Origin of the sequence: Desulfacinum infernum DSM 9756 (assembly GCF_900129305.1) — a bacterium.
GTDB classification, from domain to species: Bacteria; Desulfobacterota; Syntrophobacteria; order Syntrophobacterales; family DSM-9756; genus Desulfacinum; species Desulfacinum infernum.
The window spans coordinates 33,417-60,311 of record NZ_FQVB01000008.1; the positions used below are offsets into that span (position 1 = coordinate 33,417).

Below are 26,895 nucleotides of genomic sequence, written 5' to 3' on the forward strand. Positions count from 1 at the left end.
CTATCTGCGCCGGAAGGAAAGACAATCTCGAGCTGGTGCCTGCACCACCCAATCCCATCCTCGATGACGTACCGGGTAATTGAGTAATTACGTTAGTGGGGAACTACCCCGTGACCCAACAGCTCAATAACCCCATGACCAATTACGTCCCTTCCTGCAGGGCTTCGGCCTGAGCGGTGGCGATGAGCGGGTCGATCACCTGGTCCAGCGCGCCCTCCATGATCTCTTCCAGCTTGTAGAGGGTCAGGTTGATCCGGTGGTCGGTCACGCGGTTCTGAGGGAAATTGTAGGTGCGGATCCGTTCGCTGCGGTCCCCGGACCCCACCTGGCTCTTGCGGTCCTGGGCGATCTTGGCTTCCTGCTCGGAGCGCATCATGTCCAGAAGGCGGGCCCGGAGCACCTTCATGGCCTTGGCCTTGTTCTTGTGCTGGGACTTTTCGTCCTGGCAGGTGACCACCAAGCCGGTGGGCAGGTGGGTGATGCGCACCGCCGAATCCGTGGTGTTCACACTCTGGCCGCCGGGCCCGGAGGAGCGGAAGACGTCCACCCGAAGATCGTTGGGATCGATCTCCACATCCACTTCCTCGGCTTCGGGCAGCACCGCCACCGTGACGGCGGACGTGTGGATCCGGCCCTGGCTTTCCGTTTCCGGCACCCGCTGCACCCGGTGCACGCCCCGTTCGAACTTGAGGCGGCTGTAGGCGCCCTTGCCGTTGATGGCCGCGATCACTTCCTTGAATCCGCCGATGCCCGTGGGGTGGCTGTCCAGGAGTTCCACCTTCCAACCCTGGTTTTCCGCGTAACGGGTGTACATCCGAAAGAGATCCGCCGCGAAAAGCGCCGCCTCGTCGCCGCCGGTACCCGCCCGAATCTCCAGGATCACGTTCTTTTCATCGTTGGGATCCTTGGGGAGGAGCATCTTCTTGAGGTCCAGCTCGAGCCCTTCCAGCTCCTCCTTCAGCCGCACCGTGTCCTCCCGGATGAGTTCCCGCATCTCGGGGTCGTCTTCACGCCGGAGCAGTTCCTGGTTTTCCCGCAGCTGTTCCTCCGCCTTGCGGTATCGCCTGAGGGCGTCCACAATGGGGGACAGCTCGGCGTGCTCCTTGGCAACCTTGCGGTACTTGTCGGGATTGCCCAGGATGTCCTGCCGGCTCAGCAGGGATTCCAATTCTTGATGCCGCTCTTCCAAGGCGGCCAAACGATCGAACATAGCGCCAAGGGTCCGTAATCCGTAATTCCTAATCCGTGATCCGGAATCCGTGGGACGGAAACCGCCTAACCCCTCACATCAAGCGCCTGCCGCCCCCCATCGGACGCGGGGCACAAAAAACCCGGACCTCTGCGTCGGCCGGCAGGCAGTCCGGGTGGAAGCTAGTTGTTCTGTTCTTCTTGCTTTTTCTGGAATTTCTCGTACTTTTTCATGAACCGCTCGATGCGGCCGCCGGTGTCCACCAGCTTCTGCTTGCCGGTGAAGAACGGGTGGCACTTGGAACAGATTTCCACGCGGATGTCCGTCTTGGTGGATCCGGTTTCGATTTCGTTGCCGCAGGCGCAGCGGATCACGGTCTGGTGGTATGCAGGATGAATGTCCTTTTTCATGTTCGCCTCCGTATGGGTTCTTCTTTCAAGAGCTCCCAATTATAACGTCGAAAGGTTGTCTTTCAAGTGAATTTTGCCCGTGATTCCTTTTTTGTGTCCCTGAATCCCTACATCTCGCTGGATCACAATCTGTCGCTGTTTGCGCCCCTGGACGACCCCGAGGTGCGGGGGTTGTTGCGCGCGGCCTGCGGGGTGGTCCTGCCCGGATACGTTTCCCCGTGGCGCTACGCCGCCGTGACGCGGCTCGCCCGCCGTTGGTTTCCCCGCCTGGAAGGGACACGATCCCTCACGGGAAAAGCCCGCCAGATCCTGACCTTTCGGCGGCTGGGGGTGCGCCATCCGGACACCTGGATCTTTCGGAACCGCGAGCACGCCTGGAGCGCTCTGCGCACGTGGGGGAGCCCCTGGGGGTACCCGGCGGTGCTCAAGGGGGACTCGGGCGGAGGGGGCAGCGCCGTCTTTCCCGTCCGCGACCAAGCCGAGCTGCGGATGAAGCTGGACCGGCTCCCGACCCACGAGCCCGTTCTGCTGCAACGCCTGATCGACCACGGCGGGCGGGATCTCAGGGTCGTGGTGTACGGGACCATGGCCGTGAGCTACTTTCGGGTGGGGGGCGGCGGCTTCTACAACAACGTCTCCAAGGGGGCGGCCATCGACCACGAAGTGGCCCCGGAAGAGCAGGAACGCGGCGTCCGGGCCTGTCTGGAGCTCAGCCACCGGCTGGGGATCGATCTCGCCGCCTTCGACCTCATGTTTCCCGACGCAGGCCCGCCCGTCTTCGTGGAAATCAACTTCAACTTCGGCCGCAAGGGCCTGGGGGGCGCTCCCGGGCACCGGGAATACCTCCGCCGGGCGGTGGACATGTGGTGCCGGGAGGCCAGGAGCGGGGAGCAAGGATCAAGGATTAAGGATTAAGGATTAGAGGGGTAAGGGGTAGGGGGTAGGGGGTATGGGGAAGGGGGGTAGGGGGGAATTCGTGATCCGCCGGGGGGATGGTGTAAAGGGGGAACCGCCGATGAAGGCGAGCAGGGTTGTTTGGGTGACGGACTGTAGGGGCGAAAAGGTTTTCGCCCCTGCCTTTTTCGTGTCGTGGATGAAATCGCCCAGCGCGGGCCGTGATGGTCCCTCTCGGCGAAAAGGGAAAGTAAAGGGCCCCTCTGTGCCCTCGGCGTCTCTGCGGTGAGTTTTTCAATCACCGGTTCATGGACGCCAGAAAATCCGCGTTGTCCTTGGTTCCCTGCATCTTGTCCAGCAAGAATTCCATGGCGTCCACCGGGTTCAGAGGCGACAGGAGTTTCCTGAGGATCCAGATCCGGTTGAGATCCTCCGGCGGCAGCAGCAGCTCTTCCTTCCGCGTGCCGGACCGGTTGATGTCGATGGCCGGGAAGATGCGTCGATCCGCCAGCTTGCGATCCAGGTGGATCTCCATGTTGCCGGTGCCCTTGAATTCCTCGAAGATCACCTCATCCATGCGGCTGCCGGTCTCGATGAGGGCCGTGGCGATGATGGTGAGACTTCCGCCCTGCTCGATGTTTCGCGCGGCGCCGAAAAAGCGCTTGGGCCGGTGAAGGGCGTTGGAGTCCAAGCCGCCCGAAAGGATCTTGCCGCTGGGGGGTACCACCGTGTTGTAGGCCCGGGCGAGTCGGGTGATGCTGTCCAGCAGGATCACCACATCCCGTCGGTGTTCCACCAGGCGCTTGGCCTTTTCGATCACCATCTCGGCCACCTGCACGTGGCGCTGGGCCGGCTCGTCGAAGGTGGAACTCACCACCTCGGCGGCCCGCACATTGCGCTGCATGTCGGTCACTTCTTCCGGGCGCTCGTCGATGAGCAGCACGATCAGGTAGGCTTCCCGGTGGTTCTTGGCCACCGCGTTGGCGATGTTCTGGAGCAGCATGGTCTTGCCGGTGCGGGGAGGAGCGACGATCAGACCGCGCTGGCCGAACCCGATGGGGGTGAGCAGGTTCATGACCCGGGTGGAATAGTTGTCGGAGGTGGTCTCCAGATTGATGCGCCGATCGGGGTAGATGGGCGTCAGGTTGTCGAACAGGATCTTGTCCCGGGCCGCCTCGGGTTCCTCGTAGTTGATGGCTTCCACCTTGAGCAGGGCGAAGTAGCGCTCGTTGTCCTTCGGGGGCCGGATCTGACCGGAGACCGTGTCGCCGGTCCGCAGGTTGAACCGGCGGATCTGGGACGGGCTCACGTAGATGTCGTCCGGGCCGGGCAGGTAATTATAGTCCTGGGTGCGCAGGAAGCCGAAGCCGTCCGGCAGGATCTCCAGGACGCCCTCCCCGTAGATCAGGCCGCTCATTTCCGCCTGGGCCTGCAGGATGGCGAAGATGAGGTCCTGCTTGCGCATGGAGCTTGCGCCCTCGATCTGGAGCTGGCGGGCCAGGCCCAGGAGCTCCTTGATGTTGCGCTTCTTGAGCTCCACCAGGTTCATGTCCTGGTGGGACAAGAGTTCCTTTCGTGCCGAAGCACTGAGAGTGTCGTTGTTCATGTTGTTTTCAGCCATAACTCCTTTCCTTTTCTTTGCCGGGTCACACGGCACGCAAGAATGCGACGAAAAAAGCCATCGAACCGTTGTGTGAATGTGCAATACCCATGAGAATCAATCGGATATCTGTCGCCGTGGGTCGGTCTCTTGCTCTCGCCTTTAAGATATGGGGGCTGGAGACAGGGTAAACATCCTAGGGAAGGGTCCGGTCTCGTGCGTCGGCGTGCCCCTGTCTCATAAGGGATTCACGGAAGGAATGTCAAGCGATTTCGATTCGTTTCAGAAGCCGAGCTTGGTCCACAGGCTCTTGCCGTCGTCGCCCCGGTTGAGACAGGCGCGGCAATCGGCCAGGATCGCCTGAATCTCCTCTTCGTAGCCCAGATCCTTCACCGCCTGGGGGTGCTCCATGAGAAGACGGGTGAGCCGAAGTTGCGCAGCCTTGTACTTCTCCATGCGGTAATAGAGGCGCCCCACCTGAAATTCGTGCTCCGCCAGGCGCTTTCGGCACTCGTAAATCTGCTTCTCCGCCTTGGGGGCGTACTCGGACGTGGGAAAGGCCTGGATCAGACGCTGGAAAGCATCCATGGCCAGCCGGGTCTCTTCCATATCCCGGTCCGTGGACTTGAAGCTCAAAAAGTGGCACATGCCCAGCTGATAAAGAACGTAGGGCACCACCTCGTTGCGGGGATGCAGCCGGATGAATTCCTCGTAGGCCAGGGCCGCGTCGGCGTATTTCTTCTTGTGAAAATACGCGTCTCCCACCTTCAGCTCCGCCAGGATGGCGTACTTGCTGTAAGGGTAGCGCTCCTTGAGCTTCTGGAAGGCGTCCAGGGCCTCGTCATAGTCCTTCTCCTGCATGGCCTGCACGCCGTCCCAGGCCAGCTGCTCCGGGGTGCGCTCAATGGCGTCGCCCGACTGGAAAAGGTCGTCGAAGTAGTAGCTCAAAAGATTGGTGCCGCACCCGGAAAGAAGGGTGCTGAGCACCAGGAGCAGGACACCGGTCGTCAAGCGTCGATGCAGTGCATGGATGAAAGAACGGTGCATTGGGCAACTCCTGAAAACCGGGGTGGGGGCGGGGGTGTGGTCAGGCATGGGCCAGGGATTCGGCGTAGCGGCCGGCATTGAAGGCCGCGGTCGCCCCATCCCCCACGGCCGTGACGATCTGCCGGAGGCTCTTGGAACGCACATCTCCGGCGGCGTAGAGGCCGGGCACCGCCGTGGCCATGGTATCGTCGGTGATAATAAATCCCTGCGGGTCCCGTTTCACTCCGGCCGGCACGAAATCCGCGTTGGGGATCAGGCCCACGAAGATGAAGACCCCCGGCACCTGCAGGGAAGAGGTCTTTCCGGTGGCTAAGTCGCGAAGGCTCAGTTCGGAAACGCCTTGGTTGCCGCCGATGACTTCTTCCACCACCGTGTTCCAGTGGATGGTGATCTTCTCGTTCTCGAAGGCTTCTTCCTGAATGATTTTCACGGCGCGCAATTCGTCCCGGCGGTGGATCAGATGGACACGGGAGGCGAACTTGGTGAGATAGATGGCCTCTTCCACCGCCGTGTCCCCTCCGCCCACAACGGCCACCTCTTCGTTGCGGTAGAAAGGACCGTCGCAGATGGCACAATAGGACACGCCCCGGCCAGTATATTCCACTTCCCCCTTGACGCCCAGCTTCTGGGGGGAACAGCCCGAAGCCACGATGACGGCTTTGGAGCGGATATCCCCTTCGCTGGTGTGGATCACCTGGATGGAGCCTTCCGTCTCCATGCCGGTCACGTCGGCGTTCCGGTGTTCCAAACCGAACTTTTCGGCCTGAGCCTTGAAAAGCTCCACCAGTTCGAAGGTGCTGATGCCTTCGGGAAATCCGGGGTAGTTGTCCACCTTCTCGTAACTGAGAAGCTGACCGCCCAGGCCCACCTTTTCAAGCACCAGGGTTTTGTACCGCGCCCGGTTGGCGTAAAGGCTGGCGGCCAGTCCCGCCGGGCCGCCGCCGATGATGACGATGTCGTAGAGGTCACTTCGGGTCATATCGCGGGGTCTCTCGCGCAAAAAAGGCCCCACCCGCGCGCCGTGCGTTCCCGTGAGGCCGTATCGAACGTCCGATGGCTAGGAAACCACCTTCTCCACCGCCGCGGCGATCTGACTCTTGGCCACGGCGCCCGTGATCTGCTCTGTCACGTTGCCGTCCTTGAAGAGGATCAGCGTCGGGATGGCCCGAATCCCGAACCGCGCAGGGGTGTTGGGGTTTTCATCCACGTTGCACTTGGCCACCTTCAGCTTGCCCGCGTACTCGTTGGAAAGCTCATCGATCACAGGAGCGATGGCCCGGCACGGTCCGCACCAGGGAGCCCAGAAATCCACGAGAACGGGCAGATCGGATTTGAGCACTTCCTGCTCGAAACTGCTGTCACTGATTTCAATCACGTTCTTTCCAGCCATTGGTCAATGCCTCCATGGAAACTGTGCGACGGGCGTGCGGGGGACGTTGGGAGATCCCCATGCCTTTTCAAGCCACGATGGGCGGAATATAAACCAGCCCGATTTTCCTTGTCAATCGCGCCCGGTCTACCGAAAAGAACCTAAACGCTCCCATCGGTGTTGTCCACCCGAAAATCAGCCGCCGCCGCATTTCGTTCACAAACCCCCGGGCGTTTGGCTATAGTGGTAGAGGTGGAACCCTGGGGAGGCGGCAAGCCCGGCCGCAGTGGTTGATGTGATGATGGAGGTGATTTCCCGTGGCCCGCGAAAAGGCCCTGTACCGTTGTCAGGAGTGCGGCTACGAAAGCCCTAAGTGGCTGGGCCGATGCCCAGGCTGCCAGGCCTGGAACAGCTTCGTGGAGGAGGCCCCGGCGGTGGCCGGCCCGGGCAGGCGGGCGGCCAAGGGTCAGGCGGCCCAAGCCCTGCCTCTCGGGGCCGTGCCGACCAGCGCGGACCGTCGGCTTCAAAGCGGGATGCAGGAATGGGACCGAGTACTGGGCGGCGGACTCGTCCCCGGTTCCGTAGTGCTCCTGGCGGGGGATCCCGGCATCGGCAAGTCCACGCTGCTCCTGCAGGCCCTGGCACGGCTGGCCCGGTCCGGGCCCGTTCTGTACGTTTCCGGGGAAGAAAGCCTGAGTCAGATCCGGCTGCGGGCCGAACGTCTCGGCCTGGGCCTTTCGGACCATGTTTTGGTGTGTGCCGAAACGTCCGTGGACGCCGTCGTGCCCCTGCTGGAATCCACGAAGTTCCTGGCGGTAGCCGTGGATTCCATCCAGACCATGCGCCTGGACCTCCTGGAAAGCGCGCCGGGGTCCGTTTCCCAGGTGCGGGAATCGACGGCGTGGCTGCAGCGGGTTGCCAAGGAAAAGGACACGGGGATCCTCCTGGTGGGGCACGTGACCAAGGAAGGAGTGGTGGCGGGTCCCCGGGTGCTGGAACACCTGGTGGACGCGGTGCTCTATCTGGAAGGTGACCGCACGCACGCCTTCCGGCTCCTTCGAGCGGTCAAGAACCGGTTCGGATCCACCAACGAGATCGGCGTCTTCGAGATGAAGGAAACGGGCCTGGAGCAGGTCCCGAACCCGTCCCGGTTCCTGCTGGCCGAACGGCCGGCCGGAGTGCCCGGCTCGGTGGTCACCTGCGCCATGGAAGGAACGAGGCCGCTTCTCGTGGAAGTGCAGGCGCTGGTCTCCCCCACGGGGTGGGCCCAGCCCCGGCGGGCCAGTATGGGGGTGGATGGCAATCGTCTGTCGCTCCTTCTGGCGGTGCTGGAAAAGAAGCTGGGGGTGGGCTTTGCGCAGCAGGATGTTTTCGTCAACGTGGCGGGAGGCGTGCGCCTTGCGGAAACGGCTGCGGATCTGGCCGTCGTGCTGGCCGTTCTCAGCAGCGCCCTGGACGTGTCCCTGCCCGACGACCTGGTGGCCTGGGGGGAAGTGGGCCTGGCGGGGGAGGTGCGGGGCGTGGGGCACGCCTCCAGGAGATTGTCCGAAGCCCTGTCCCTGGGCTTTGGAACCATCATGTGTCCGCGGTCGAACCAGGAGCAGCTCAACGGGGCCAAGGGGGTTTCCTGCCGGGCCGTCCGGTCCCTGCGGGAAGTCCTGGATGAGTTTTTTTCGTGAGTCGTGAGTCGTGAGTCGTGAGGCGTCAGGCGTCAGGCGTCAGGCGTCAGGCGTCAGGCGTGGGGGCGGGGAGGCTCCGCGGCTGCTCTCCCCCCTTTTCCAAAGGGGGGCCGGGGGGATCCCCCATACCCCTCTATCCCTTCTCCATCGCTTGCCGGATGTTCTTCTTGAACGGTCGGGTGAGAACGCCCACTTCCGTGATGATGCCCGAGATGAACTTGCTGGGCGTGACATCGAAGGCCGGATTGTAGGCCTGCATGTCCTCGGGGGCCACCGGGCGGCCGTGGAAGTGGGTGACTTCCTTGGGGTCCCGCTCCTCGATGGGAATGGCCGAACCGTGGGGGATCGTGGGATCGATGGTGGACCGCGGGGCGGCCACGTAGAACGGAATGCCGTTGGTCCGGGCCAGGACGGCCAGCATATACGTGCCGATCTTGTTGGCCGTGTCCCCATTGGCCGCGATGCGGTCGGCTCCCACCACCACCACGTCGATCTTTCCCTGCTGCATGAGGCTCCCCGCCGCATTGTCGGTGACGAGCGTGCTGGGGATGCCTTCGTAGAGCAGTTCATAGGCGGTGAGGCGGCTTCCCTGCAGGAAAGGCCGTGTTTCGCAGCAGGTCACGTGGAGGGTGGGATCGGCTTCGAAGGCGGCCCGAATGACGCCCAGCGCGGTCCCGTAGTCTCCGGTGGCCAGCGCCCCCGCGTTGCAGTAGGTGAGGATGCGGGCGCCCTTGGGAATCACCTGCCTGCCCCAGCGGCCGATGGCCTTGTTGATCTGGATGTCTTCTTCCAGGATCTGCTGGGACTTTTCCCGGATCAGCCGTTGCAAGGTGGGCACGTCGGCGTCCGGGTTTTCCACCACCACGGCGTAGACGGCCTCCACGGCCCAGCCCAGGTTGTTCCCCGTGGGGCGTGCGGCCCGCACCCGGTCACAGAGCCCCACGAATTTGCGGCGAAAGGTCTTGGGATCGGCGGCGGTGATGGATTGCGCGCCCAGGGCCAGGGCCATGGCGCCGGCGATGCCCACGGCGGGCGCACCGCGGATGGCCATCTTCTTGATGGCCTGGATCACCTGTTGGGGCGTGGTGCACCGAAGCACCTTGTCCTGATGGGGTAGAACCCTCTGGTCCACGATCATGACGGCGTCGCCGTCCCAGTAGATGGGTTGCAAGGATTTTCGTGCCATGAATTCTCCTCTCCAATGCTCGGGCGCCCAAAGGGCGCCGCGCTATCCCTTCAGTGCCTTCAAGAGCATCTCGTTGACGAGCTTCGGGTTGGCCTTTCCACGCGTCTTTTTCATCACCTGGCCCACGAAAAAGCCGAGAAGCTTCTCCTTTCCCTGCCGGAAGCTTTCCACTTCCTTGGGGTTTTCGGCCAGGACCTCCCGGACCACCGCCTCGATGGCCCCCTCGTCCGTCACCTGCTCCAGCCCCTTGGCTTCCACGATGGCCTTGGCCGAGGCGCCCGTTTCGTACATCTCCTTGAAGACCGACTTGGCGATCTTCCCGCTGATCACGTTCCGGTCCATGAGCTGGAGCAGTTCGGCCAGATGGGCGGGCGGCACGGGACAGTCCTCGATCTCCCGCTCGTCCCGTTTCAGTTCCCGCATCAGCTCGCTCATGATCCAGTTGCTCACCGTTTTGGGCTGGGGAAAGGCGGCCACCGCCGCTTCGAAGTAGTCGGCCAGATCCTTGGAAGCCGTCAGCACCCGGGCATCGTAGGCGGGCAGGTCGTATTGGCGCACGAACCGTTCCCGCTTGGCGTCGGGAAGTTCCGGGAGGCTCGATCGCACTTGCTCCACCCAGGCCTCGTCGATCTCCACGGGCACCAGGTCAGGGTCGGGAAAGTACCGGTAGTCGTGAGCCTCTTCCTTGCCGCGCATGCTCACCGTGACTCCGCGTCCCGCATCCCAGAGTCGGGTTTCCTGCACGATGGCCTGCCCCTTTTCCAGCAGCGCTCTCTGCCGGCGCACCTCGAACTCCAGGGCCCTCTGAACGTTTCGGAAGGAATTCATGTTCTTCAGCTCCGTCTTGGTGCCGAATTCGCTGGACCCCACCGGGCGCAGGCTGATGTTGGCGTCGCACCGGAAGCTTCCTTCCTCCATGTTCCCGTCGCAGATCTCCAGGTACCGGAGAATGTCCCGGAGGGTTCTCAGGTAGGCGGCGGCCTCTTCGGGGCTCCGCATGTCCGGTTCGCTCACGATCTCGATGAGCGGCACGCCCGTGCGGTTGAAGTCCACGTAGCTCACCGGCTGCGTCTCGTCGTGCACCAGCTTCCCCGCGTCCTCTTCCATGTGGATCCGCGTGATCCCGATGCGCCGGGTCCCCTCCTCCGTTTCGATCTCCAGCCAGCCGTCCACCCCCAGGGGCAGTTCGTACTGGGAGATCTGGTAGCCCTTGGGAAGATCCGGATAAAAGTAGTTCTTCCGAGCGAACCGGCAGCGAGGCAGAATCCGGCAGTGGGTGGCGAGAGCCATCTTCATGGCGTATTCCACCACGGTCCGGTTCAGAACGGGAAGCACGCCCGGCATGCCCAGGCAGACCGGGCAGGTGTGGGTGTTGGGCGGGGCGCCGAATTCCGTTGAGCAGCTGCAGAAGATCTTCGTCTTGGTGAGGAGCTGCGCGTGGACTTCCAGGCCGATGACGGTTTCGAACTGCATGGGCATCGCCTCGTCGGTCAAGGGGTTTCTGGGACGCGGTTTCGCAACAACAGATCCTTTTAGCATCGAATGCCCCCGGCGTGAAGGGGTATGGGGTAAAGGGGAAAGGGAAAAGGGGAAAGGGAAAAGGCGAAAGGGGAGAGCTGAGAGCTGAAAACTGAGAGGTCAAAGGTGTTTTGACTTTAGGAATCTTTTCTTTTAGAAAAGGTGGCCAGATAGGGGCACCGGGATGTGCGGTGATTCCATGCGGGTACACGTCTCATTGTCTAGTGGCGGCACGTTTCCACTGTTTTCCAAAAAGAGAGGTTGACCATGAAGATCCACGAGTACCAGGCGAAGGAGCTGTTCCAGAAGTACGGGGTGCCGATTCCGCGCGGGAAGGTGGCCTTTACCGTGGAAGAAGCCGAGGCGGCGGCTGCGGAACTGGGAACGCTGCCCGTGGTGATCAAGGCCCAGATCCATGCGGGAGGCCGGGGCAAGGGCGGCGGCGTGAAGCTGGCACGCACGGCCCAGGAAGTGGCTTCCGTGGCCGGGAGCATCCTGGGCATGACACTGGTGACCCATCAGACGGGCCCGGAAGGGCGCTTGGTGCGCAAGGTTCTTGTGGAGGAAGGCCTGGAGATCGAAAAGGAGCTGTACCTGAGCCTGCTTCCCGATCGCGCCACGGCCACCATCGTTCTTATGGCCAGTGAAGCGGGGGGCATGGACATCGAGGAGGTGGCGGCCACCACGCCGGAAAAGATCGTGAAGGTCCACGTGGATCCGCTCCTGGGCCTGCAGCCCTTCATGGCCCGAAAACTCGCCTACGGCCTCCATCTGGACGCCGACCTGGTGAAGCTCTTCATCCCCATGGTCAACGCCCTCTACCGGCTGTGCACGGACTACGACTGCTCCCTGCTGGAGATCAATCCGCTGGTCATCACCAAGGACCGGCGCATCCTGGCCCTGGACGCCAAGGTGAACTTCGACGACAACGCCCTGTTTCGACACAAGGACATCCTGGCCTACCGGGATCTGGACGAGGAAGATCCGCTGGAGGTGGAGGCGTCCAAGTACAACCTCAATTACATCAAGATGGACGGCAATATCGGCAACATGGTCAACGGAGCCGGCCTCGCCATGGCCACCATGGACATCATCAAGCTGGCGGGGGCCGAGCCGGCCAACTTCCTGGACGTGGGCGGAGGAGCCAGCGCCGAGATGGTGGAAAACGGATTCCGGATCATCCTGAGCGATCCCAATGTGAAAGGGGTGCTCATCAACATCTTCGGCGGCATTCTGCGCTGTGACGTGCTGGCCCAGGGCGTGGTGGAAGCCACCAAGAAGGTGGACGTGAAGGTGCCCGTGGTCATCCGCATGGAAGGGACCAATGTGGAGCAGGGACGGGAAATCCTGGAAAAGTCGGGGCTGAATCTCATTGTGGCGAAAGATCTTTCGGATGCGGCGGAAAAGATAGCGGCCATCGCCAAGGCGTAGAAGGGGGGCACCATGAGTATCTGGGTGGATGCATCGACACGAGTCCTCGTGCAGGGAATCACCGGCCGGGAAGGCCAGTTTCATACCAGGCAGTGCGTGGCCTACGGAACGAAGGTCGTGGCGGGCGTGACGCCGGGCAAGGGCGGCCAGGACGTGGACGGCATTCCCGTCTTCAACACGGTGGAACAGGCCGTGAAGGAAACGGGCGCCAACTGCTCCATGATCTTCGTCCCGCCCCCGTTTGCCGCGGACGCCATCCTGGAAGCGGTGGATGCCGGCGTGGCGCTCATCGTGGCCATCACGGAAGGCATCCCGGTGCAGGACATGCTCAAGGTCAAGAACTACCTCAAAGGTTCGGGATCCCGCCTCATCGGGCCCAACTGCCCGGGCATCATCACGCCGGGTCAGTGCAAGGTGGGCATCATGCCCGGCCCCATCCACAAGCCCGGCCCCGTGGGCGTCGTGTCCCGCTCCGGCACGCTCACCTACGAGGTGGTTCACCAGCTCACCCTGCAGGGCATCGGCCAGAGCACCTGCGTGGGGATCGGCGGAGACCCGGTGAACGGAACCAATTTCATCGACTGCCTGAAGGCCTTCCAGGACGACCCCCAGACCCAGGCCATCGTCATGGTGGGGGAAATCGGGGGATCGGCCGAAGAAGAAGCCGCCCGGTTCATTTCGGAGCGGGTGACCAAGCCCGTGGTGGGCTTCGTGGCCGGCCTCACGGCGCCTCCGGGACGGCGCATGGGCCATGCCGGCGCCATCATCAGCGGTTCCAGCGGAACGGCCCAGGGCAAGATCGAGGCCATGAAGAAGGCCGGGATCACGGTGGTGGAGAACCTGGGCGAGCTGGGCCGGATCTGCAAGGAAACGTTCGGATTGTGAGGCCAAAGGGGCAAGGGATAGATTTGGGATAAGGGATATGGGATATGGGATATGGGGCGTAACAGCGAGTCTTCCCATGTCCCTTCCAGAGGCGGTGGACTGTAGGGGCGAATGATCATTCGCCCCTGCAGTCGTCTCCGTCTCCTTGGCGGTTTTCTTCTGCGAACAATCCGGTAGCGATCCCTCCCCCTAGCTCCCGGACGCCGGGTTTTCGGGGATATCCGGTGTGAAGACGTCTTCGAAGAGGCGGTCGGCGGCGCTTTCGGTGAGGGCCTGAAGGGTGCGGTACCTTTGCAACAGGGCCTTGGCGAAGCCGGTCAGTTCGGAGCCACCGCCCTTGGTTCCGCCGATCTTCTTGGTGAGCAGCGGGCGGCCCAGACGCTGTTCCGTGGCCCGGATCTTTCCCCACACGGCCCGGTAGCTCATCTGCAGTTCCCTGGAGGCGGCCAGGATCGACCCGGTGCGTTCGACAGCTTCCAGGATGCGAAGCCGCCCCGCCCCGAAAACCACCTTGCCCTGCTCATCCTCGATCCAGATCTTGGACCGGACGGAAAGCCTGCCCGTGGGTTCCATGCCTCCTCCTGAATCCGCCCTGGAGCCGTTCCCCTTGCCTTTTGCCGGACAGCCCGGTAAAACCCATCTTCTCACAGCCGCCGACGGCGGGTCAATGCAGCTGCTTTCTGAAGGAGACGAGCCCGTGCCGGAATTCCTCAAGGTCAAGACCGCGGAAGAAATTGTGGAGATGGTCCGATCCTTTGCGCCTTTGGAGGCGGAAATCGTTTCCGTACAGGAGGCTTCCGGGCGGGTCTTGGCCGAGGACGTGACGGCACCGGAGCCCGTTCCCCACTTCGCCCGGGCCACCATGGACGGCTATGCCGTTCGGGCTCGGGACACCTTCGGCGCAGGAGAATCCCTTCCGGCGCTTCTGGAGGTGATCGGAGAGGTGGCCATGGGGCGGCCGGCCGAAACGGCGGTTCGTCCCGGGACGGCCGCGGCCATTCCCACGGGAGGGATGCTTCCGGATGGGGCCGACGCCGTGGTCATGGTGGAATACACCCAGCCCCTGGATGCCCATGCCATTGAAGTGACCCGGCCGGTGGCGCCCGGCGACAACGTCCTGCAGGTGGGGGACGATGTGGCGCTGGGCGAAAAGGTGCTGGAACGCGGACGGAAACTCCGCCCCCAGGACGTGGGGCTTCTGGCGGCCATCGGGATGGAGGAAGTGCGGGTCTTTCGGCGTCCGCGCGTGGCGATCATCTCCACCGGGGATGAAATCGTCCCGCCCGAGACCCGCGACCTTCCCCCGGGAAAGATCCGGGACATCAACACCTACGTGGTGGCTTCCCAGGTGCGGGAAGCGGGCGGTCGTGTGGGAACGATTCAGGTGGTGGCCGACGATCTGGACGAGCTGGAAGCGGTGTGCCGGGAGGCCCTTGCCGCCCACGACGTGGTGGTTCTCTCGGGCGGCAGTTCCGTGGGCATCCGTGATTTCACCATCCAGGTGCTGGAACGGTTTCCCGGCTCGGAGCTGCTGGCTCACGGGGTGGCCATCCGCCCCGGAAAGCCGACGATCCTGGCCCGACTGGGGGAAAAGATCCTTTGGGGACTGCCGGGGCAGCCGGCTTCGGCCATGATCGTCTTCACCGCCTTCGTGCGCCCCTGCCTGCTCAGGCTTCAGGGCGTGGAAAACGCCGGGAATCTGGAAACCAACGTGCGGCAAGCGGAACTGGCCCGGAACATCCCATCGGTCCACGGCCGGGCCGATTACGTGCGGGTGAGCCTTTCAAACGACAAAGGCCGACTCACCGCGGATCCCGTCTTCGGAAAGTCGGCCATGATCAGCACCTTGTCCAAGGCGGACGGCTATGTGATCGTGCCGGAACACGTGGAGGGCCTGGAAGCCGGAACCCTCGTCACCGTCCACCTCTTCTCCTCCCCCTGATCGCCCCGTTCAACCTCACACCCCGTATCCCATAGCCCTTACCCCTTCAATCCTTAATCCTTCAATCCTCCCCGTGGTGGGTCGATCCGAATCACGTCCTCCATGTCGAGCTCGACGCTGGCCGCCTTTTGGATCACGTCCACGTTGATTACCAGCTTGCCCCGTTTAGGGTTGAGCCGCACCAGGATGCCCACGCATCCCACCAGGGGCCCTCGAACCACCTGCACCCAGTCGCCTTCCTTCAGGTAGGGATGGACGGTGAGATCCTTGGCGGCCCCGAGCATGGTGCGGAGGGACTCCACCTGATAGGTGGGGATGGGCATGGGCCCGTCCTGGTTTTTCAGGATGTAGACGCTCCCGGGGACCTTGAGGATTTCCACGTGCGTGTGGTTGTCCAGGGCCGCGTTGACGAAAAGGTAGCCGGGAAAGATGGGGACCTGGATGCGCAGACGCCGATCCCGCCGCTTGCTCCACTTTTCCACCAGAGGCAGAAAGCAGGTGATCTCCTTCCTGGCAAGGATGTCGGCCACCTTCTTTTCGTGGTTCACCTGAACGTACAGGGCGTACCAGGCGGGCACGTCTTCCCGAAAAAGTCCAGGACCTTCAGGAACCTCAATGAGCCTCTCTTCCCTCCGTTCGGTGCCTTTCGTATCCGTGGCTTGCATCCTACTCCGATCTCCTCCCCGTCGATGCCTGAATGTCGGGTATGGATAACGCGAGGTGTCTGATCAGGGCCGATCTTTTCATTCCACCGCTACAATTTCCGAGTCGGCGTCGGAGGGTAACCCCCTCAGGCCATCTTCCCTCCGATCCTCCAAGATGAGCTTGATGGCTTCGGCGAGGTTTTCCAAGCATTCTTCCTTGGTCTTCCCCATTCCGTTGGCACCGGGGATCTCCAAACACTAGGCGATATACCAATCTTGATCTTTTTCAATGACGGCAGTGAATTCATTGCGCATGTGCCTTTCCCTCCGTTGGGGGGCTATGCCGCGGCGTCCCAGGGTGTTTCCGGCCGTTTGTTTTCATTCTGATGGTTCGGGATGGGGGCGTCAAGACGTTCTCCTCCACTTCCGGGCGGAGTCCTCATCGGCCGTACACCATGGATCCCCGGCGTGGAAGGAAGGTCGCGACCCAAGAAATCCGGGAACAGATTGTGGACCTCGGAGGTCTTTCCGCGGGGCTGAAGCCCCGCGGCTACTGGACCCTGGTCGATGCCGGTGGGAACGGCGAATGGGTCATTCATGCCTGCGGGAATGCCCCATGCGACGGCAGCTCCCTTTCGCCTTCCTCATCACCCATCACTCGTCACCCATCACTTCCCAAGCATCTTCTCCAGGTTCCACGGGGTGGGAATCCGGAGCCGGTTTCCGGACCGGTCTTCGTAGACCAGGAAGCCCTTTTCCAGGGCGAATTGGAAGAGATCCCGCGTGAGGGCCACGTCTTCCGTGCAGTAGCGGATGAGCGGCTCCCAGGCGCCTTCCCGGAACCAGCGAACGGCCTGGAGGCCGTCGGCCGTCTTTTGGCGTTCCAGGGTCTTTTCCCCCAGATGGTCGAGGCTCAGGCGAAAGCCCAGCTGGGCGTGCACGGCTTCCAGGATGTCGAAGGTGGGAAGGCTGTTGAGAGGAAAAGGCGTGTAGGCCTGAAGCACCGCGTAATCGAATCGCTTGATGTTGAACCCCACCACCAGGTCGAGCTCCCGGAGCCGTCCGATGAGGTCCGGGATCTCGTCTTCCCGATACACGTGAAAGTCCTCGGTCCGGGAGTCGTAGAGAACGGCTACGGAAACCCGCATCAGGTGCTTGTTCTGCCAGCCCCCCACTTCCTGGGCCAGCCGCTGGGTTTCCAAATCCAGAAACCCGATGGCCGGTTTTCGGGGCTCCGGGGCCGGTTCGTCTTCCAGGGGAACCGCATCCCAGGGATCCTCCACCGTCAGGGAAGCGGCCTCTTCAAACAGGGGGCGGCGCCCCAGAAGATATTGCAGGACGAGGGAGCACGCGGTCTTGTCCAGCGGGGTGTTTCCGGCACCGCATTTGGGGGAATGGATGCACGCGGGGCATCCTTCTTCGCAGGAACACCCTTCCACCAGCTCCAGGGTCTTTTCCAGGAGCGGCTCCACGATCTGGTAGCCCCGGGCGGCCAGGCCGATGCCTCCCGGGTGGCCGTCGTAGATGAAGACGGCGCTCTTTTGGAGCTGCGGATGAAAGGGGATGGAGATGCCGCCGATGTCGTTCCGGTCGCACAGGGCGAACAGAGGAAACATGCTGATGGCGGCGTGCTCCATGGCGTGGATGCCGCCCATGAAATGAAGGCCCGCCCGGCGGATCTTGTCCGCGACGGCTTCTTCGATTTCCACCCAGAAGCCCACGGTCTCAAAGACCTGCTCCGGCAGTTCCAGGGGAGTGAAATCCAGCACTTCCTGGGTGAAGAGTCGCTTCTTTTCATAGCCGGTGATCTGTTCCCGCACGCGGACCCGGCCCAACCGGGCCACGAAGTTGGCGCACGGCCTGGACGCCAGCACCTCCAGGATTTCCGTCTCCTTTTCGCTCTTCACCCACGTGAAGTAGTCGGCGTCCTTGGGAAGGGCGTGGACCACCCGCTTTTCCAGGTCCAGGGACCGGACCACGTAGGTTTGGCCCCTGTGGAAGTAGACGGCTCCCGGGTGGCATTCCTTGAGGGCCCGGATCCCCTCGTTGGTGCCGATGGGAATCCACGCCCCTTTCTTGGAAGGATGGGGCGCAAGGATGGTGTAGGAGGGGCCCACGCTGCGGATGTCCACGTTCCGGTGGGGCCGTGCGGACGGAGAAAACCAGCGGGTGCCGTCTTCGGACTGCAGGAGCCCTCCCCGGCGCGTGAGATCCTCCAGGGCGAGACGTCTCGCTTCCGTCCATCCGGCCGCTTCCTCCCGGGTCAGGGGGATTTCCGCCGCGGCGCAGGGCAGGTGCGCCTTCACGATGGCCTCGTTTTCCGGGTCCACCACCGCCGTCTCAAAACGGCTCTCCAGGAAGGCGTCCGGATGGTGGACGATGTACTGGTCCAGGGCGTCGGGCTGGGGAATGAGCACGATGGCGCTCTCCCGGCCGCTTCGGCCCACACGTCCCCCCCGCTGCCACGTGGTCATGACGGTTCCCGGATAGCCCACCAGGATGCACACGTCCAGGCCGCCGATGTCGATTCCCATCTCCAGGGCGCTGGTGGACACCACCCCGGCCATGCGGCCGTTCGCCAGAGCCTGCTCGATGTGGCGCCGCTCGCTGGGCAGGAACCCGGCCCGATAGGAGCTCACGCGGGGGGGCAGATCCGGGGCCGAGCGGCTGATGGCCATGTGGACCAGTTCCGTCATGCGCCGGGACTGGGTGAAGACGATGGTCTTGAGGCCTCCGCGAATCGCCAGGACGGCGATGCGCGCCGCCAGCCCCGAAAGGGACGACTCCGATTCCATGAAGACGAAATGACGTTTGGACTGGGGCGCTCCGGCTTCGTTCACCACCTGAACCGGCCGTTCGATGAGGCGTTCGGCCAGTTCCGCCGGGTTGGCGATGGTGGCCGAAAGGAAGACGAACCGGGGCGCCGAACCGTAATGGCGGCAGATGCGCTGCAGGCGCCGGAGGACCTGGGCCACGTGGCTTCCGAAGATCCCACGGTAGGTGTGCATCTCATCCACCACCACGTACCGCAGGGTGCTCCAGAAGGACTGCCACTTGTCGTGGTAGGCCAGCAGGGCGTAGTGGAGCATGTCCGGGTTGGTGACCAGCACGTGGGGCGGGTCCTTGCGGATCTTGGCCCGCTTGTAGGACGAGGTGTCCCCGTCGTAGACGTCCGCCGAAAAGGGTTTGGGACCGGGAATCGCCCGAAAGAACTGGTGGAGGGATTCCAGCTGGTCGCGGCTGAGCGCCTTGATGGGGAAAAGGTAAAGGGCGTGGCCGTCGGGATCTTCCAGGAGCGATTCCGCCACGGCCAGGTTGTAGATGAGAGACTTACCGCTGGCCGTGGGGGTGGCCACCACCACGTCCCGGCCGTCCCGGATTTTTTCCAGTGCCTGCGCCTGGTGGCTGTAGAGGCGGGACACGCCGAGCGACTTGAGCGCCTGGGTCAAGGCGCGCTGAAGCGGGCGTTGGAGCCGGCCGTAACGGGGGGGATGCGCGGGAATGACGGCGTGGTGGGCGACCCGGGCGGTCTTCCAGTCTCGAGTGAGAAGGGCGTGGAGGAATCGGTTCATGGATGTCGAATCGGGGCTTTCCGAAGATTCCGGCTTCCCTTCGGCCGACGACGGGTCGCGGACGTTGACAGGGCCGAAGGGAGCCGGTTAGGTGTCTACAGTCAAAGGGTTTTCACGTTCTTCATATCTTCGGGCCGAGGCCTTTTCCGGCTTCGGACCGCAAGGAGGGTGCCATGAACGTGCAGGAAGTGATCCCCAAGATTCACTGGCTCGGGCATGATAGCTTTCGCATCGAGGGAAGTAAAGTTGTCTACTTCGATCCCTACGAAATCGCCGGAGCCGCTGCGCCGGCGGACATCATCTGCATCAGCCACGAGCATTTCGACCACTGTTCGCCCCCGGACGTGGACAAGATCCGCAAGGCGGACACGGTGATCGTGACCGACGGCGCCTCGGCCAAGAAGCTTTCCGGGGACGTCCGGGTGGTACGGCCGGGCGATCGGCTGAACGTAAACGGCGTGGAAATCCAGGTGCTTCCCGCCTACAACACCCACAAGAAATTCCATCCCAAGGAAGCGGGCATGCTGGCCTTCGTGGTGACGCTGGACGGAGTGCGCTACTACCATGCGGGCGATACCGACTTCATCCCCGAAATGGAGGGCCTGGGCGTGGACGTGGCCTTCCTGCCCGTGTCGGGAAAGTACGTGATGGATGCCGACGAGGCCGTCCAGGCCGCCAGAGCCATCCGCCCCAAGGTGGCCGTCCCCATGCACTACGGCGCCATCGTGGGGTCCCGGGAGGACGCTGAACGATTCCGCAAGGCCCTGGAAGGTGAAGTGGAGGTGGTGATTCTGGAGAAGGAGTAAGGGACAAGGGGAAAGGTGAAAGGCACAAGGTAAAAGGAGAAACCTGAATTGGAAGATTCTTTCTCAATGGACAGGTCGTGAAGGGCGGGCGTAAAGCCCGCCCCGACAAAAACGCACGGATCCCTTGGGTGGGGGCGGGGTTTATCCCCGCCCGCTAATCACGCGGAGGGACACCCGAAGAAAAAATCGCTCAGCTAATATGAAAGAGAACCGCGAATGAACGCGAATAGACGCAAATCTTCTTAGTTGTAGAAACTGCGAAGGCTGCAATGAGGATGCCCGGCAATGCAAGGGGCGCGCAGCGACTCATAGAGAATGGCATATCGCGGCGTTCCGACAAATGCCCTTGCTCCGGCCCGCTCTTTCATCCATGCGGGGCGGCGCGAGGGGAGCCATGACTGTTAGGGGAAAGGCAGGGGGGCGGCGGACTGAGTCGCTTCCAGGAGCATACTTAGGGCCGTGAAAGGGGCGAGCCTCATGGAACCGCTTTACCTGGATGCGTACCGATCCGGGCGGCTGCAGAAAAGGATCGAAAGGGCGCTGGGGTGGCTCAAAAAATGCGCCCTGTGCCCCCGGCTCTGCTGTGTAGATCGCCTGAAGGACGAACGGGGAGTGTGCCGCACAGGCCGTTACGCCGTTCTGGCCAGCTACGGGCCCCACTTCGGAGAGGAGGACCCGCTGGTGGGCCGCAGCGGCTCGGGAACGATCTTTTTCGCCCACTGCAACCTGCTGTGCCTCTTTTGCCAGAATTTCGACATCAGTCACCAGGGCCACGGCGTTCCGGTGCGCCCGGAGCACCTGGCCGCCGTCATGGTGGAATTGCAGCAGCGGGGGTGCCACAACATCAACTTCGTCACGCCCACCCACGTGGTGCCCCAGATCCTGGAAGCCTTGCCGGCGGCCGTAGAAAGAGGGCTTCGCGTGCCCCTGGTCTACAACTGCGGAGGCTATGAACGGGTGCCCACCCTTCGACTCCTGGAAGGCATCGTGGATATCTACATGCCCGACTTCAAATTCTGGGATCCGTCGGTGGCCAAGGAACTTTGCGATGCGGAGGATTATCCCGAAAGGGCCCGGGAGGCCCTGTTGGAGATGCACCGTCAGGTGGGGGATCTCAAGCTGGATCCTTCGGGCATCGCCCGGCGGGGTCTGCTGGTACGCCACCTGGTCATGCCGGAAGGCCTGGCGGGTACGGATGCCATTTGTCGCTTTATTTCCGAAAGGATTTCGCCGAATACCTATGTGAACATCATGAACCAGTACCGGCCGTGCGGCCGGGCGCGGGAAGTGCCCGCCTTGCGGCGGTCCATCACGGCCCGCGAATACGAGGAAGCTCTGGAGAGCGCCCGGCGGGCGAGCCTGCGCCGACTGGACCGGAGACGGCCGCGGTTCCTGCTCTGGCCCAACTGACTGGAAGGATTAAAGGATTAGAGGATTGAAGGATTAAAGGGGGAAGGTGGAGGGGTACGGGGTATGGGATAATGGGGTAAGGGGCAGGTGGTGAGAATGATCGCGTTCCCCTTACTCCTTACTCCTTACTCCTTACTCCTCGCTCCCGACGCCTCACGGATTACGGAATGAAAATTTACGCCATCGGAGACATCCACGGCATGCACTTCAAGCTGGAACGCCTCCTGGACCGGATTCCCTTCCGGCCGGATGAGGACCTGCTCGTCTTCCTGGGGGATTACGTGGATCGGGGGCCGGATTCCCGGGCGGTGGTGGACCGGGTCCTGAACCTGATGGATCAGGGAATCAAGGTGGTGTGCCTTCGCGGAAACCACGAACTCATGATGGCCGAATACCTGGAAGGCCGGGACGTGAACTTCTTTCTGCTCAACGGCGGCGCCACCACCGTCCACAGCTACAAGGTGGGAAACAACGGGCGGTGCCGGGTGCCCGACCGGCACGTGGAATTTCTTCGAATACTCAAGAGATTTCACGAAACGGACGACTATCTTTTTGTCCATGCCGGCTTTCGCCCGGGGGTTCCACTGGAGGATCAGCTGGATGAGGACATCTACTGGATCCGAAACGATTTCATCCTTTCGGACCATGATTTCGGCAGGAAGGTGGTCTTCGGGCACACGCCCTTCCGGGAGCCCTACGTGGACGCAAGAAAGATCGGGATCGACACGGGGGCGGTCTACGGCAACAAACTGACCTGCGTCTGTCTGCCCGACGAGGTATTCTACAGCGTCTGATCTTCAGGGAGGAGTTCCGATGGCGAAAATCGACGCCTTCTTCAAACTCATGCACGACCAGAAGGCATCCGACTTGCACCTCATCTCCGGTCAGCAGCCGGTGCTTCGCATCCGGGGCGACTTGGAACGGGTCAAGTACAAGGTCCTGGACGACGACGAGCTGCGTTCCATGCTCTACGAGATCACGCCCGAGGACAAGATCAAGACCTTCGAAGAGACGGGGGACCTGGACTTTTCCTACGAAATTCCGGGCCTGGGCCGGTACCGCGCCAATTTTTTCATGCAGAAAAACGGCATCGGGGCGGTCTTCCGCGAAATTCCCGACGAGATCCTGTCCGTGCAGCAGCTGGGACTGCCCCCCGTGATCGCCAAGCTGGCCATGCTCCCCCGGGGGCTGGTCCTGGTGACGGGCCCCACCGGAAGTGGTAAGTCCACCACGCTGGCGGCCATCATCGACGAGGCCAACCGAAAGCGCAAAGACCACATCCTCACCATCGAAGACCCCATCGAATTCGTGCACAAGAGCAAGAACTGCGTGGTGAACCACCGGGAAGTGGGCACCCATACCAAGACCTTCTCCAGCGCGCTCCGGGCCGCCCTCCGTGAAGACCCGGACATCATCCTGGTCGGTGAAATGCGCGACCTGGAAACCATCCGGCTGGCCATCGAAGCGGCCGCCACGGGCCACCTGGTCTTTTCCACCCTCCATACCACCAGCGCGGCCAAGACCGTGGACCGTATCATCGAAGTCTTTCCCACGGGGGAACAGGCCCAGATCCGCTCCACCCTGGCCGACGGGCTCCGGGCCGTGGTGTCCCAGGCCCTGTTCAAACGCGTGGACGTGAAGGGGCGGGTGGCCGTCCTGGAGATCCTCATCGCCACCCATGCCGTGCGGGCCCTCATCCGGGAAGGAAAGACCCACCAGATCCCTTCGGCCATCCAGACGGGAAAGAAGTACGGCATGCAGACCCTGGACGACGGGATCATGGAACATCTGCGCGCCGGCCGCATCAGTCGCAGCGAGGCCTACATGAAGTGCGTGGACAAGGAGAAATTCAAGCCGTTCCTCACCGAACCTCCGGTGGATTTTACAGACGTGTAGGCCCCCGGCAAATGAACGCAAATAGACGCCGATAGAAATAACGGGTGTGGGAGCGGCCAAAGCCGCCCGGCGGATGGCCGGCCATTCAGTGGCGGGGTGGACCCCGCGCCCAGGTAGAAACTAAGCGGTTGTTTCAGCGGGAAAAAACATTCCCGGACGTCCTTCCGGAGGGGTTCCCAAAGGGAAAACGAGGGTTCCATGAAAAGAAAGGATCTGAACACCATCCTGCATCGGCTTCTGGACGAGCACCCAAACCTCTCGGACATCAATTTCACGGTGGGAAAGCCCGTCCAGGCGGAAGTGGACGGGGTGCTTCGGCCGTCGTGCGCCGAGCTGGCCCTGGGAACACTGACTCCGTTCCACACCGAACACATCGCCTTGGCGCTCATTGGTCCCGACAAGCGCCTCATCCGCGATCTTCTGGATACCGGTTCCTGCGACCTGTCCTATGCCCTGGACGGGCGCGCGCGGTTTCGCGTGAATGTCTTCAGCCAGCGCGGGCATTATTCGGTGGTCATGCGTATGCTCCCGTCCCGGGTGCCCACCATCGAGGAACTGGATTTGCCGCCCGTGTTCAAGCAGATTGCGGAGGAAAAGAACGGCATCGTCTTCGTCACGGGTGCCACGGGAAGCGGTAAATCCACCAGCCTGGCCGCCATGCTCAACGAGATCAACCGCACCAAGCCCGTCCACGTGGTTACGTTGGAGGATCCCGTGGAGTTCGTCCATCCGCAGCTTAAGGCCACCTTCAACCAGCGGGAACTGGGCCAGGACTTCGACACCTACGCCAGCGGGCTGCGGGCGGCCCTGCGGCAGGCCCCCAAGGTGATCCTGGTGGGGGAAATGCGCGACCGGGAGACGGTAGAGATCGGTTTGAGCGCAGCGGAAACGGGCCATTTGGTGCTCACCACCCTGCACACCATCGATGCGTCTCACACCATCAACCGCATCGTGGGCATGTTCGAACTGGAAGAAGAGCGCCTCATTCGCATCCGATTGGCCGACGCCATGCGCTGGGCGGTGAGCCAGCGGCTGCTGCCCAAGGTGGGGGGCGGACGGGTGGCAGCCTTCGAAATCATGGGAAACAACCTGCGGGTGCGGGAAGCGGTGCTGCACGGGGAGAGCGAGGGCAAGACCTTTTACGAAATGATGCAGCAGGCCCGCCCGTTCGGATGGACCACCTTCGACGACTCCATCCTGGATCTCTACGAGCGGGGGTTCGTCACCGAAGAGACGGCCCTGGGCTATGCCTCCAACAAGGCGGTGGTCAAACGGGGTATCGATCGTATAAAGTCCCAACGTGGGGAAAAGACGACGGATATCGAGGGACTCCGGATCGACCAGGAGTATTCGCGCAAGATCAGTTGATTCGAACCCACCTGGGGCGATTCTCCGTGATCGTGCGGTTCGGAAGGGAGCGCGTAGGCCGGCCCCCCACAGGAACGCATCGACCCTCGGGGTAGGGGCGGGGTTCATCCCCGCCCGCGGATCCCAAGGTGATAAAGAACGCGATAAGAGGAGAGCTCGATTTGAGTCCCACTGGCGAGGACGGCATGACCCGAAGAGTGGAAGCGGTGGACTGGTCCGTCTACCTGGTGACCGATTCGCGCTGTGGCGAAGGACGGCCGCTCCTCCAGGTGGTGGAGGCGGCGTTGCGCGGCGGGATCGGCGTGGTGCAGTATCGCGAGAAACAGGCCGCAACCCGGACCATGGTCCGGGAGGCGGAGGCTCTGAGGGAGCTCTGCGAGGCCTACGGGGCCTCTTTTTTTGTGAACGACCGCATCGACGTGGCTTTGGCGGTGGACGCTCACGGCGTCCACCTGGGCCAGGACGATATGCCGGTTCCCATGGCGCGGCGGCTGCTGGGCCCGGAACGGATCATCGGCGTGACCGTCCACAACGCCGAAGAGATCCGAAGGGCGCAGGCCCAAGGCGCGGACGTGCTATCCATCGCGCCCGTCTTCGCCACGTCCACCAAGCCGGACCACCAGACCCCCTTGGGCATCCAAGGGCTGAGGAAGCTGGCGGGCTTGTGCGAACGGCCCGTGGTGGCCATCGCCGGCATCACACTGGAAAACGCGGCCGATGTGATCCGGGCGGGTGTGGACGGCGTGTGTGTGGTGTCCGCCGTCATGGCGGCTCCCGACCCGGAAACCGCCGCGCGGGAGCTGCGAAGGCGCGTGGAGGAGGCGAGGGCGGCGCGTATGGGGTGACGAAGAGCGGCCGGGAGAACTCAGGATCTGCGGGCTCTCGGGGCGCCCCGGTTCGCGGGACGGCCGTTTCCCAGGCGGGCGAATTCGGGCTCATAGAGCGGATCCGGAGCCTTTTCCCCGAGCCTCCTTCGGACGTGGTTCGGGGCATCGGGGACGACGTGGCCGTGCTGCGCATGCCCCCGGGAGACCTCCTCCTGGCCACGTGCGACTGCCAGATCGAAGGCGTCCACTTTCTTCGGCATCACATCTTGCCCCGGGACCTGGGACGGCGCGCCGCCGCCATCAATCTAAGCGACATGGCGGCCATGGGGGGCGACCCCCTGTGGGCCGTGGTGTCGCTCATGCTGCCCGGCGATCTGCCCGTGGACTACGTGGAGGATCTCTACCGGGGCATGGGGGATGCCTTGGGCGAGTGGGGGGCCTTCGTGGTGGGCGGGAACACGGCCCGCCATCCGGATCGCCTGGTGGTGGACGTCACCCTTCTGGGCCGTGCAGCCCCCGATCGACTCATCACACGGGACGGAGCCCGCCCCGGCGACGTGCTCATGGTCACCGGAACCCTGGGCGGGTCCCGCGCCGGCCTGGAATGGATCCTTTCCAAGGTCCCTTCGGCCGACGAGGCGGTTCGGGACCGGGCCGTGCGCCGACATCGGACTCCCAGGGCCCGCGTGGCCGAAGGCAAAGCCTTGGCCGCCACGGGGCGGGTGCGGGCCATGCTGGACGTGAGCGACGGGCTCTTGGGAGATCTGGCTCATTTGTGTCGGGCCGGCCGCGTGGGAGCCGTGGTGGAAGCGGCGGCGGTTCCGGTGGATCCCTGCTGCCGGGAAACGGCGCGGGCCAAGGGAAGGGATCCCCTGGATTGGGCCTTGAGGGGCGGTGAAGACTACGAGCTCCTTTTCGCCGTGGATCCCGACGGCGTGGAGCACGTGATCCGGACCCTCCGGGGCGTATCGGATGTGCCGTGTTCGGTCATCGGCCGGATCGTTTCGGAGAAAGAGGGGATCCAGGTGGTCTATCCCGACGGATCCAGGCGGAATGCGGCCTCCGAAGGCGGCTGGGACCATTTCGGTCCGCGGCCTTAGGACCTTGTCCGAGAACTTTCCCAACCGTCACTCCCGTGCAAGCGTGAGTCCATAAGTTGCCGGAAATCCAGGATCCCCGCCCCCCCGTTCAAGCCGGGGACAAGCTTCGCGGGGATGACGAA

The 26,895-nt window shown here is 63.0% G+C and carries 23 protein-coding genes; 12 read left to right on the plus strand and 11 right to left on the minus strand.

The window, feature by feature from the left end; genetic code table 11:
• Positions 1 to 142 precede the first annotated feature (142 nt).
• The gene (gene prfA, locus BUB04_RS04730) at positions 143 to 1,210 is read right to left on the minus strand and encodes a peptide chain release factor 1 (RefSeq protein WP_073037465.1); all 1,068 of its coding nucleotides are present in this window, start codon (positions 1,208 to 1,210) and stop codon (positions 143 to 145) included.
• A gap of 161 nt (positions 1,211 to 1,371) precedes the next feature.
• On the minus strand, positions 1,372 to 1,599 hold the full coding sequence (rpmE, locus tag BUB04_RS04735; RefSeq protein WP_073037466.1) for a 50S ribosomal protein L31: 228 nt from the start codon (positions 1,597 to 1,599) through the stop codon (positions 1,372 to 1,374).
• 66 nt (positions 1,600 to 1,665) lie between these two features.
• Here rpmE and BUB04_RS04740 point away from each other — a divergent pair, with 66 nt between their 5' ends.
• Positions 1,666 to 2,514: an ATP-grasp domain-containing protein gene (locus tag BUB04_RS04740; protein ID WP_073037468.1), complete on the plus strand. Its 849-nt coding sequence runs from the start codon at positions 1,666 to 1,668 to the stop codon at positions 2,512 to 2,514.
• 277 nt (positions 2,515 to 2,791) lie between these two features.
• Here BUB04_RS04740 and rho read toward each other — a convergent pair whose 3' ends face one another.
• The 4 genes from rho to trxA all read right to left on the minus strand — a co-directional run bounded on the left by rho (position 2,792) and on the right by trxA (position 6,530).
• On the minus strand, positions 2,792 to 4,042 hold the full coding sequence (gene rho / locus BUB04_RS04745) for a transcription termination factor Rho (RefSeq protein WP_084076208.1): 1,251 nt from the start codon (positions 4,040 to 4,042) through the stop codon (positions 2,792 to 2,794).
• Between the two features lie 333 nt (positions 4,043 to 4,375).
• Entirely contained in the window at positions 4,376 to 5,140 is a 765-nt protein-coding gene (locus tag BUB04_RS04750) for an outer membrane protein assembly factor BamD (RefSeq protein WP_073037470.1), read from the minus strand.
• A gap of 40 nt (positions 5,141 to 5,180) precedes the next feature.
• The gene (gene trxB, locus BUB04_RS04755; protein ID WP_073037472.1) at positions 5,181 to 6,119 is read right to left on the minus strand and encodes a thioredoxin-disulfide reductase; all 939 of its coding nucleotides are present in this window, start codon (positions 6,117 to 6,119) and stop codon (positions 5,181 to 5,183) included.
• A gap of 78 nt (positions 6,120 to 6,197) precedes the next feature.
• Positions 6,198 to 6,530: a thioredoxin gene (gene trxA, locus BUB04_RS04760; protein ID WP_073037473.1), complete on the minus strand. Its 333-nt coding sequence runs from the start codon at positions 6,528 to 6,530 to the stop codon at positions 6,198 to 6,200.
• A gap of 296 nt (positions 6,531 to 6,826) precedes the next feature.
• Here trxA and radA point away from each other — a divergent pair, with 296 nt between their 5' ends.
• On the plus strand, positions 6,827 to 8,188 hold the full coding sequence (radA, locus tag BUB04_RS04765) for a DNA repair protein RadA (protein WP_073037476.1): 1,362 nt from the start codon (positions 6,827 to 6,829) through the stop codon (positions 8,186 to 8,188).
• A 133-nt stretch (positions 8,189 to 8,321) separates the two neighbouring features.
• On the opposite strand, the gene mtnA is transcribed toward radA, so the two are convergent.
• Both mtnA and gatB read right to left on the minus strand, forming a co-directional pair.
• Positions 8,322 to 9,374, minus strand: coding sequence for an S-methyl-5-thioribose-1-phosphate isomerase (gene mtnA, locus BUB04_RS04770; protein ID WP_073037477.1), 1,053 nt, complete (start codon positions 9,372 to 9,374; stop codon positions 8,322 to 8,324).
• A gap of 42 nt (positions 9,375 to 9,416) precedes the next feature.
• Positions 9,417 to 10,847 (minus strand): Asp-tRNA(Asn)/Glu-tRNA(Gln) amidotransferase subunit GatB, encoded by a 1,431-nt coding sequence (gene gatB / locus BUB04_RS04775; protein ID WP_073037639.1) that lies wholly within the window; start codon positions 10,845 to 10,847, stop codon positions 9,417 to 9,419.
• Positions 10,848 to 11,159: 312 nt separating this feature from the next.
• On the opposite strand from gatB, the gene sucC reads away from it, so the two are divergent.
• Both sucC and sucD read left to right on the plus strand, forming a co-directional pair.
• Complete coding sequence (sucC, locus tag BUB04_RS04780; RefSeq protein ID WP_073037479.1) at positions 11,160 to 12,323, plus strand: ADP-forming succinate--CoA ligase subunit beta; 1,164 nt, start codon at positions 11,160 to 11,162, stop codon at positions 12,321 to 12,323.
• 12 nt (positions 12,324 to 12,335) lie between these two features.
• Positions 12,336 to 13,208 (plus strand): succinate--CoA ligase subunit alpha, encoded by an 873-nt coding sequence (gene sucD, locus BUB04_RS04785; RefSeq protein WP_073037481.1) that lies wholly within the window; start codon positions 12,336 to 12,338, stop codon positions 13,206 to 13,208.
• 189 nt (positions 13,209 to 13,397) lie between these two features.
• Here the strand turns inward: sucD and BUB04_RS04790 are convergent, their stop codons facing one another.
• Entirely contained in the window at positions 13,398 to 13,781 is a 384-nt protein-coding gene (locus tag BUB04_RS04790; RefSeq protein WP_073037483.1) for a winged helix-turn-helix domain-containing protein, read from the minus strand.
• A 124-nt stretch (positions 13,782 to 13,905) separates the two neighbouring features.
• On the opposite strand from BUB04_RS04790, the gene BUB04_RS04795 reads away from it, so the two are divergent.
• Positions 13,906 to 15,150, plus strand: a complete 1,245-nt coding sequence (locus BUB04_RS04795) for a molybdopterin molybdotransferase MoeA (protein ID WP_084076195.1) — start codon at positions 13,906 to 13,908, stop codon at positions 15,148 to 15,150.
• Between the two features lie 53 nt (positions 15,151 to 15,203).
• Here the strand turns inward: BUB04_RS04795 and BUB04_RS04800 are convergent, their stop codons facing one another.
• Entirely contained in the window at positions 15,204 to 15,815 is a 612-nt protein-coding gene (locus BUB04_RS04800; RefSeq protein WP_073037485.1) for a UpxY family transcription antiterminator, read from the minus strand.
• A gap of 647 nt (positions 15,816 to 16,462) precedes the next feature.
• The gene (locus BUB04_RS04810) at positions 16,463 to 19,366 is read right to left on the minus strand and encodes a DEAD/DEAH box helicase (protein ID WP_073037486.1); all 2,904 of its coding nucleotides are present in this window, start codon (positions 19,364 to 19,366) and stop codon (positions 16,463 to 16,465) included.
• Positions 19,367 to 19,539: 173 nt separating this feature from the next.
• Between BUB04_RS04810 and BUB04_RS04815 the strand changes: the two genes are divergently transcribed.
• From BUB04_RS04815 to thiL, 7 genes are all read left to right on the plus strand, one after another.
• Complete coding sequence (locus BUB04_RS04815; protein ID WP_073037491.1) at positions 19,540 to 20,172, plus strand: MBL fold metallo-hydrolase; 633 nt, start codon at positions 19,540 to 19,542, stop codon at positions 20,170 to 20,172.
• A 477-nt stretch (positions 20,173 to 20,649) separates the two neighbouring features.
• Positions 20,650 to 21,582: a radical SAM protein gene (locus tag BUB04_RS04820; RefSeq protein ID WP_073037493.1), complete on the plus strand. Its 933-nt coding sequence runs from the start codon at positions 20,650 to 20,652 to the stop codon at positions 21,580 to 21,582.
• Between the two features lie 167 nt (positions 21,583 to 21,749).
• Positions 21,750 to 22,376 (plus strand): metallophosphoesterase family protein, encoded by a 627-nt coding sequence (locus BUB04_RS04825; RefSeq protein WP_073037495.1) that lies wholly within the window; start codon positions 21,750 to 21,752, stop codon positions 22,374 to 22,376.
• Positions 22,377 to 22,395: 19 nt separating this feature from the next.
• On the plus strand, positions 22,396 to 23,478 hold the full coding sequence (locus tag BUB04_RS04830; protein ID WP_073037497.1) for a type IV pilus twitching motility protein PilT: 1,083 nt from the start codon (positions 22,396 to 22,398) through the stop codon (positions 23,476 to 23,478).
• Between the two features lie 198 nt (positions 23,479 to 23,676).
• A complete protein-coding gene (locus tag BUB04_RS04835; protein ID WP_073037499.1) occupies positions 23,677 to 24,846 on the plus strand; it encodes a type IV pilus twitching motility protein PilT in 1,170 nt (389 codons plus the stop codon).
• 185 nt (positions 24,847 to 25,031) lie between these two features.
• Positions 25,032 to 25,691: a thiamine phosphate synthase gene (thiE, locus tag BUB04_RS04840; RefSeq protein ID WP_073037501.1), complete on the plus strand. Its 660-nt coding sequence runs from the start codon at positions 25,032 to 25,034 to the stop codon at positions 25,689 to 25,691.
• Positions 25,688 to 26,773 carry a thiamine-phosphate kinase gene (gene thiL / locus BUB04_RS04845; protein ID WP_178371908.1) on the plus strand — a complete coding sequence of 362 codons (1,086 nt, stop codon included), beginning with the start codon at positions 25,688 to 25,690 and terminating at the stop codon, positions 26,771 to 26,773. The genes thiE and thiL overlap by 4 nt, the downstream gene beginning before the upstream one ends.
• Positions 26,774 to 26,895: the final 122 nt, after the last annotated feature.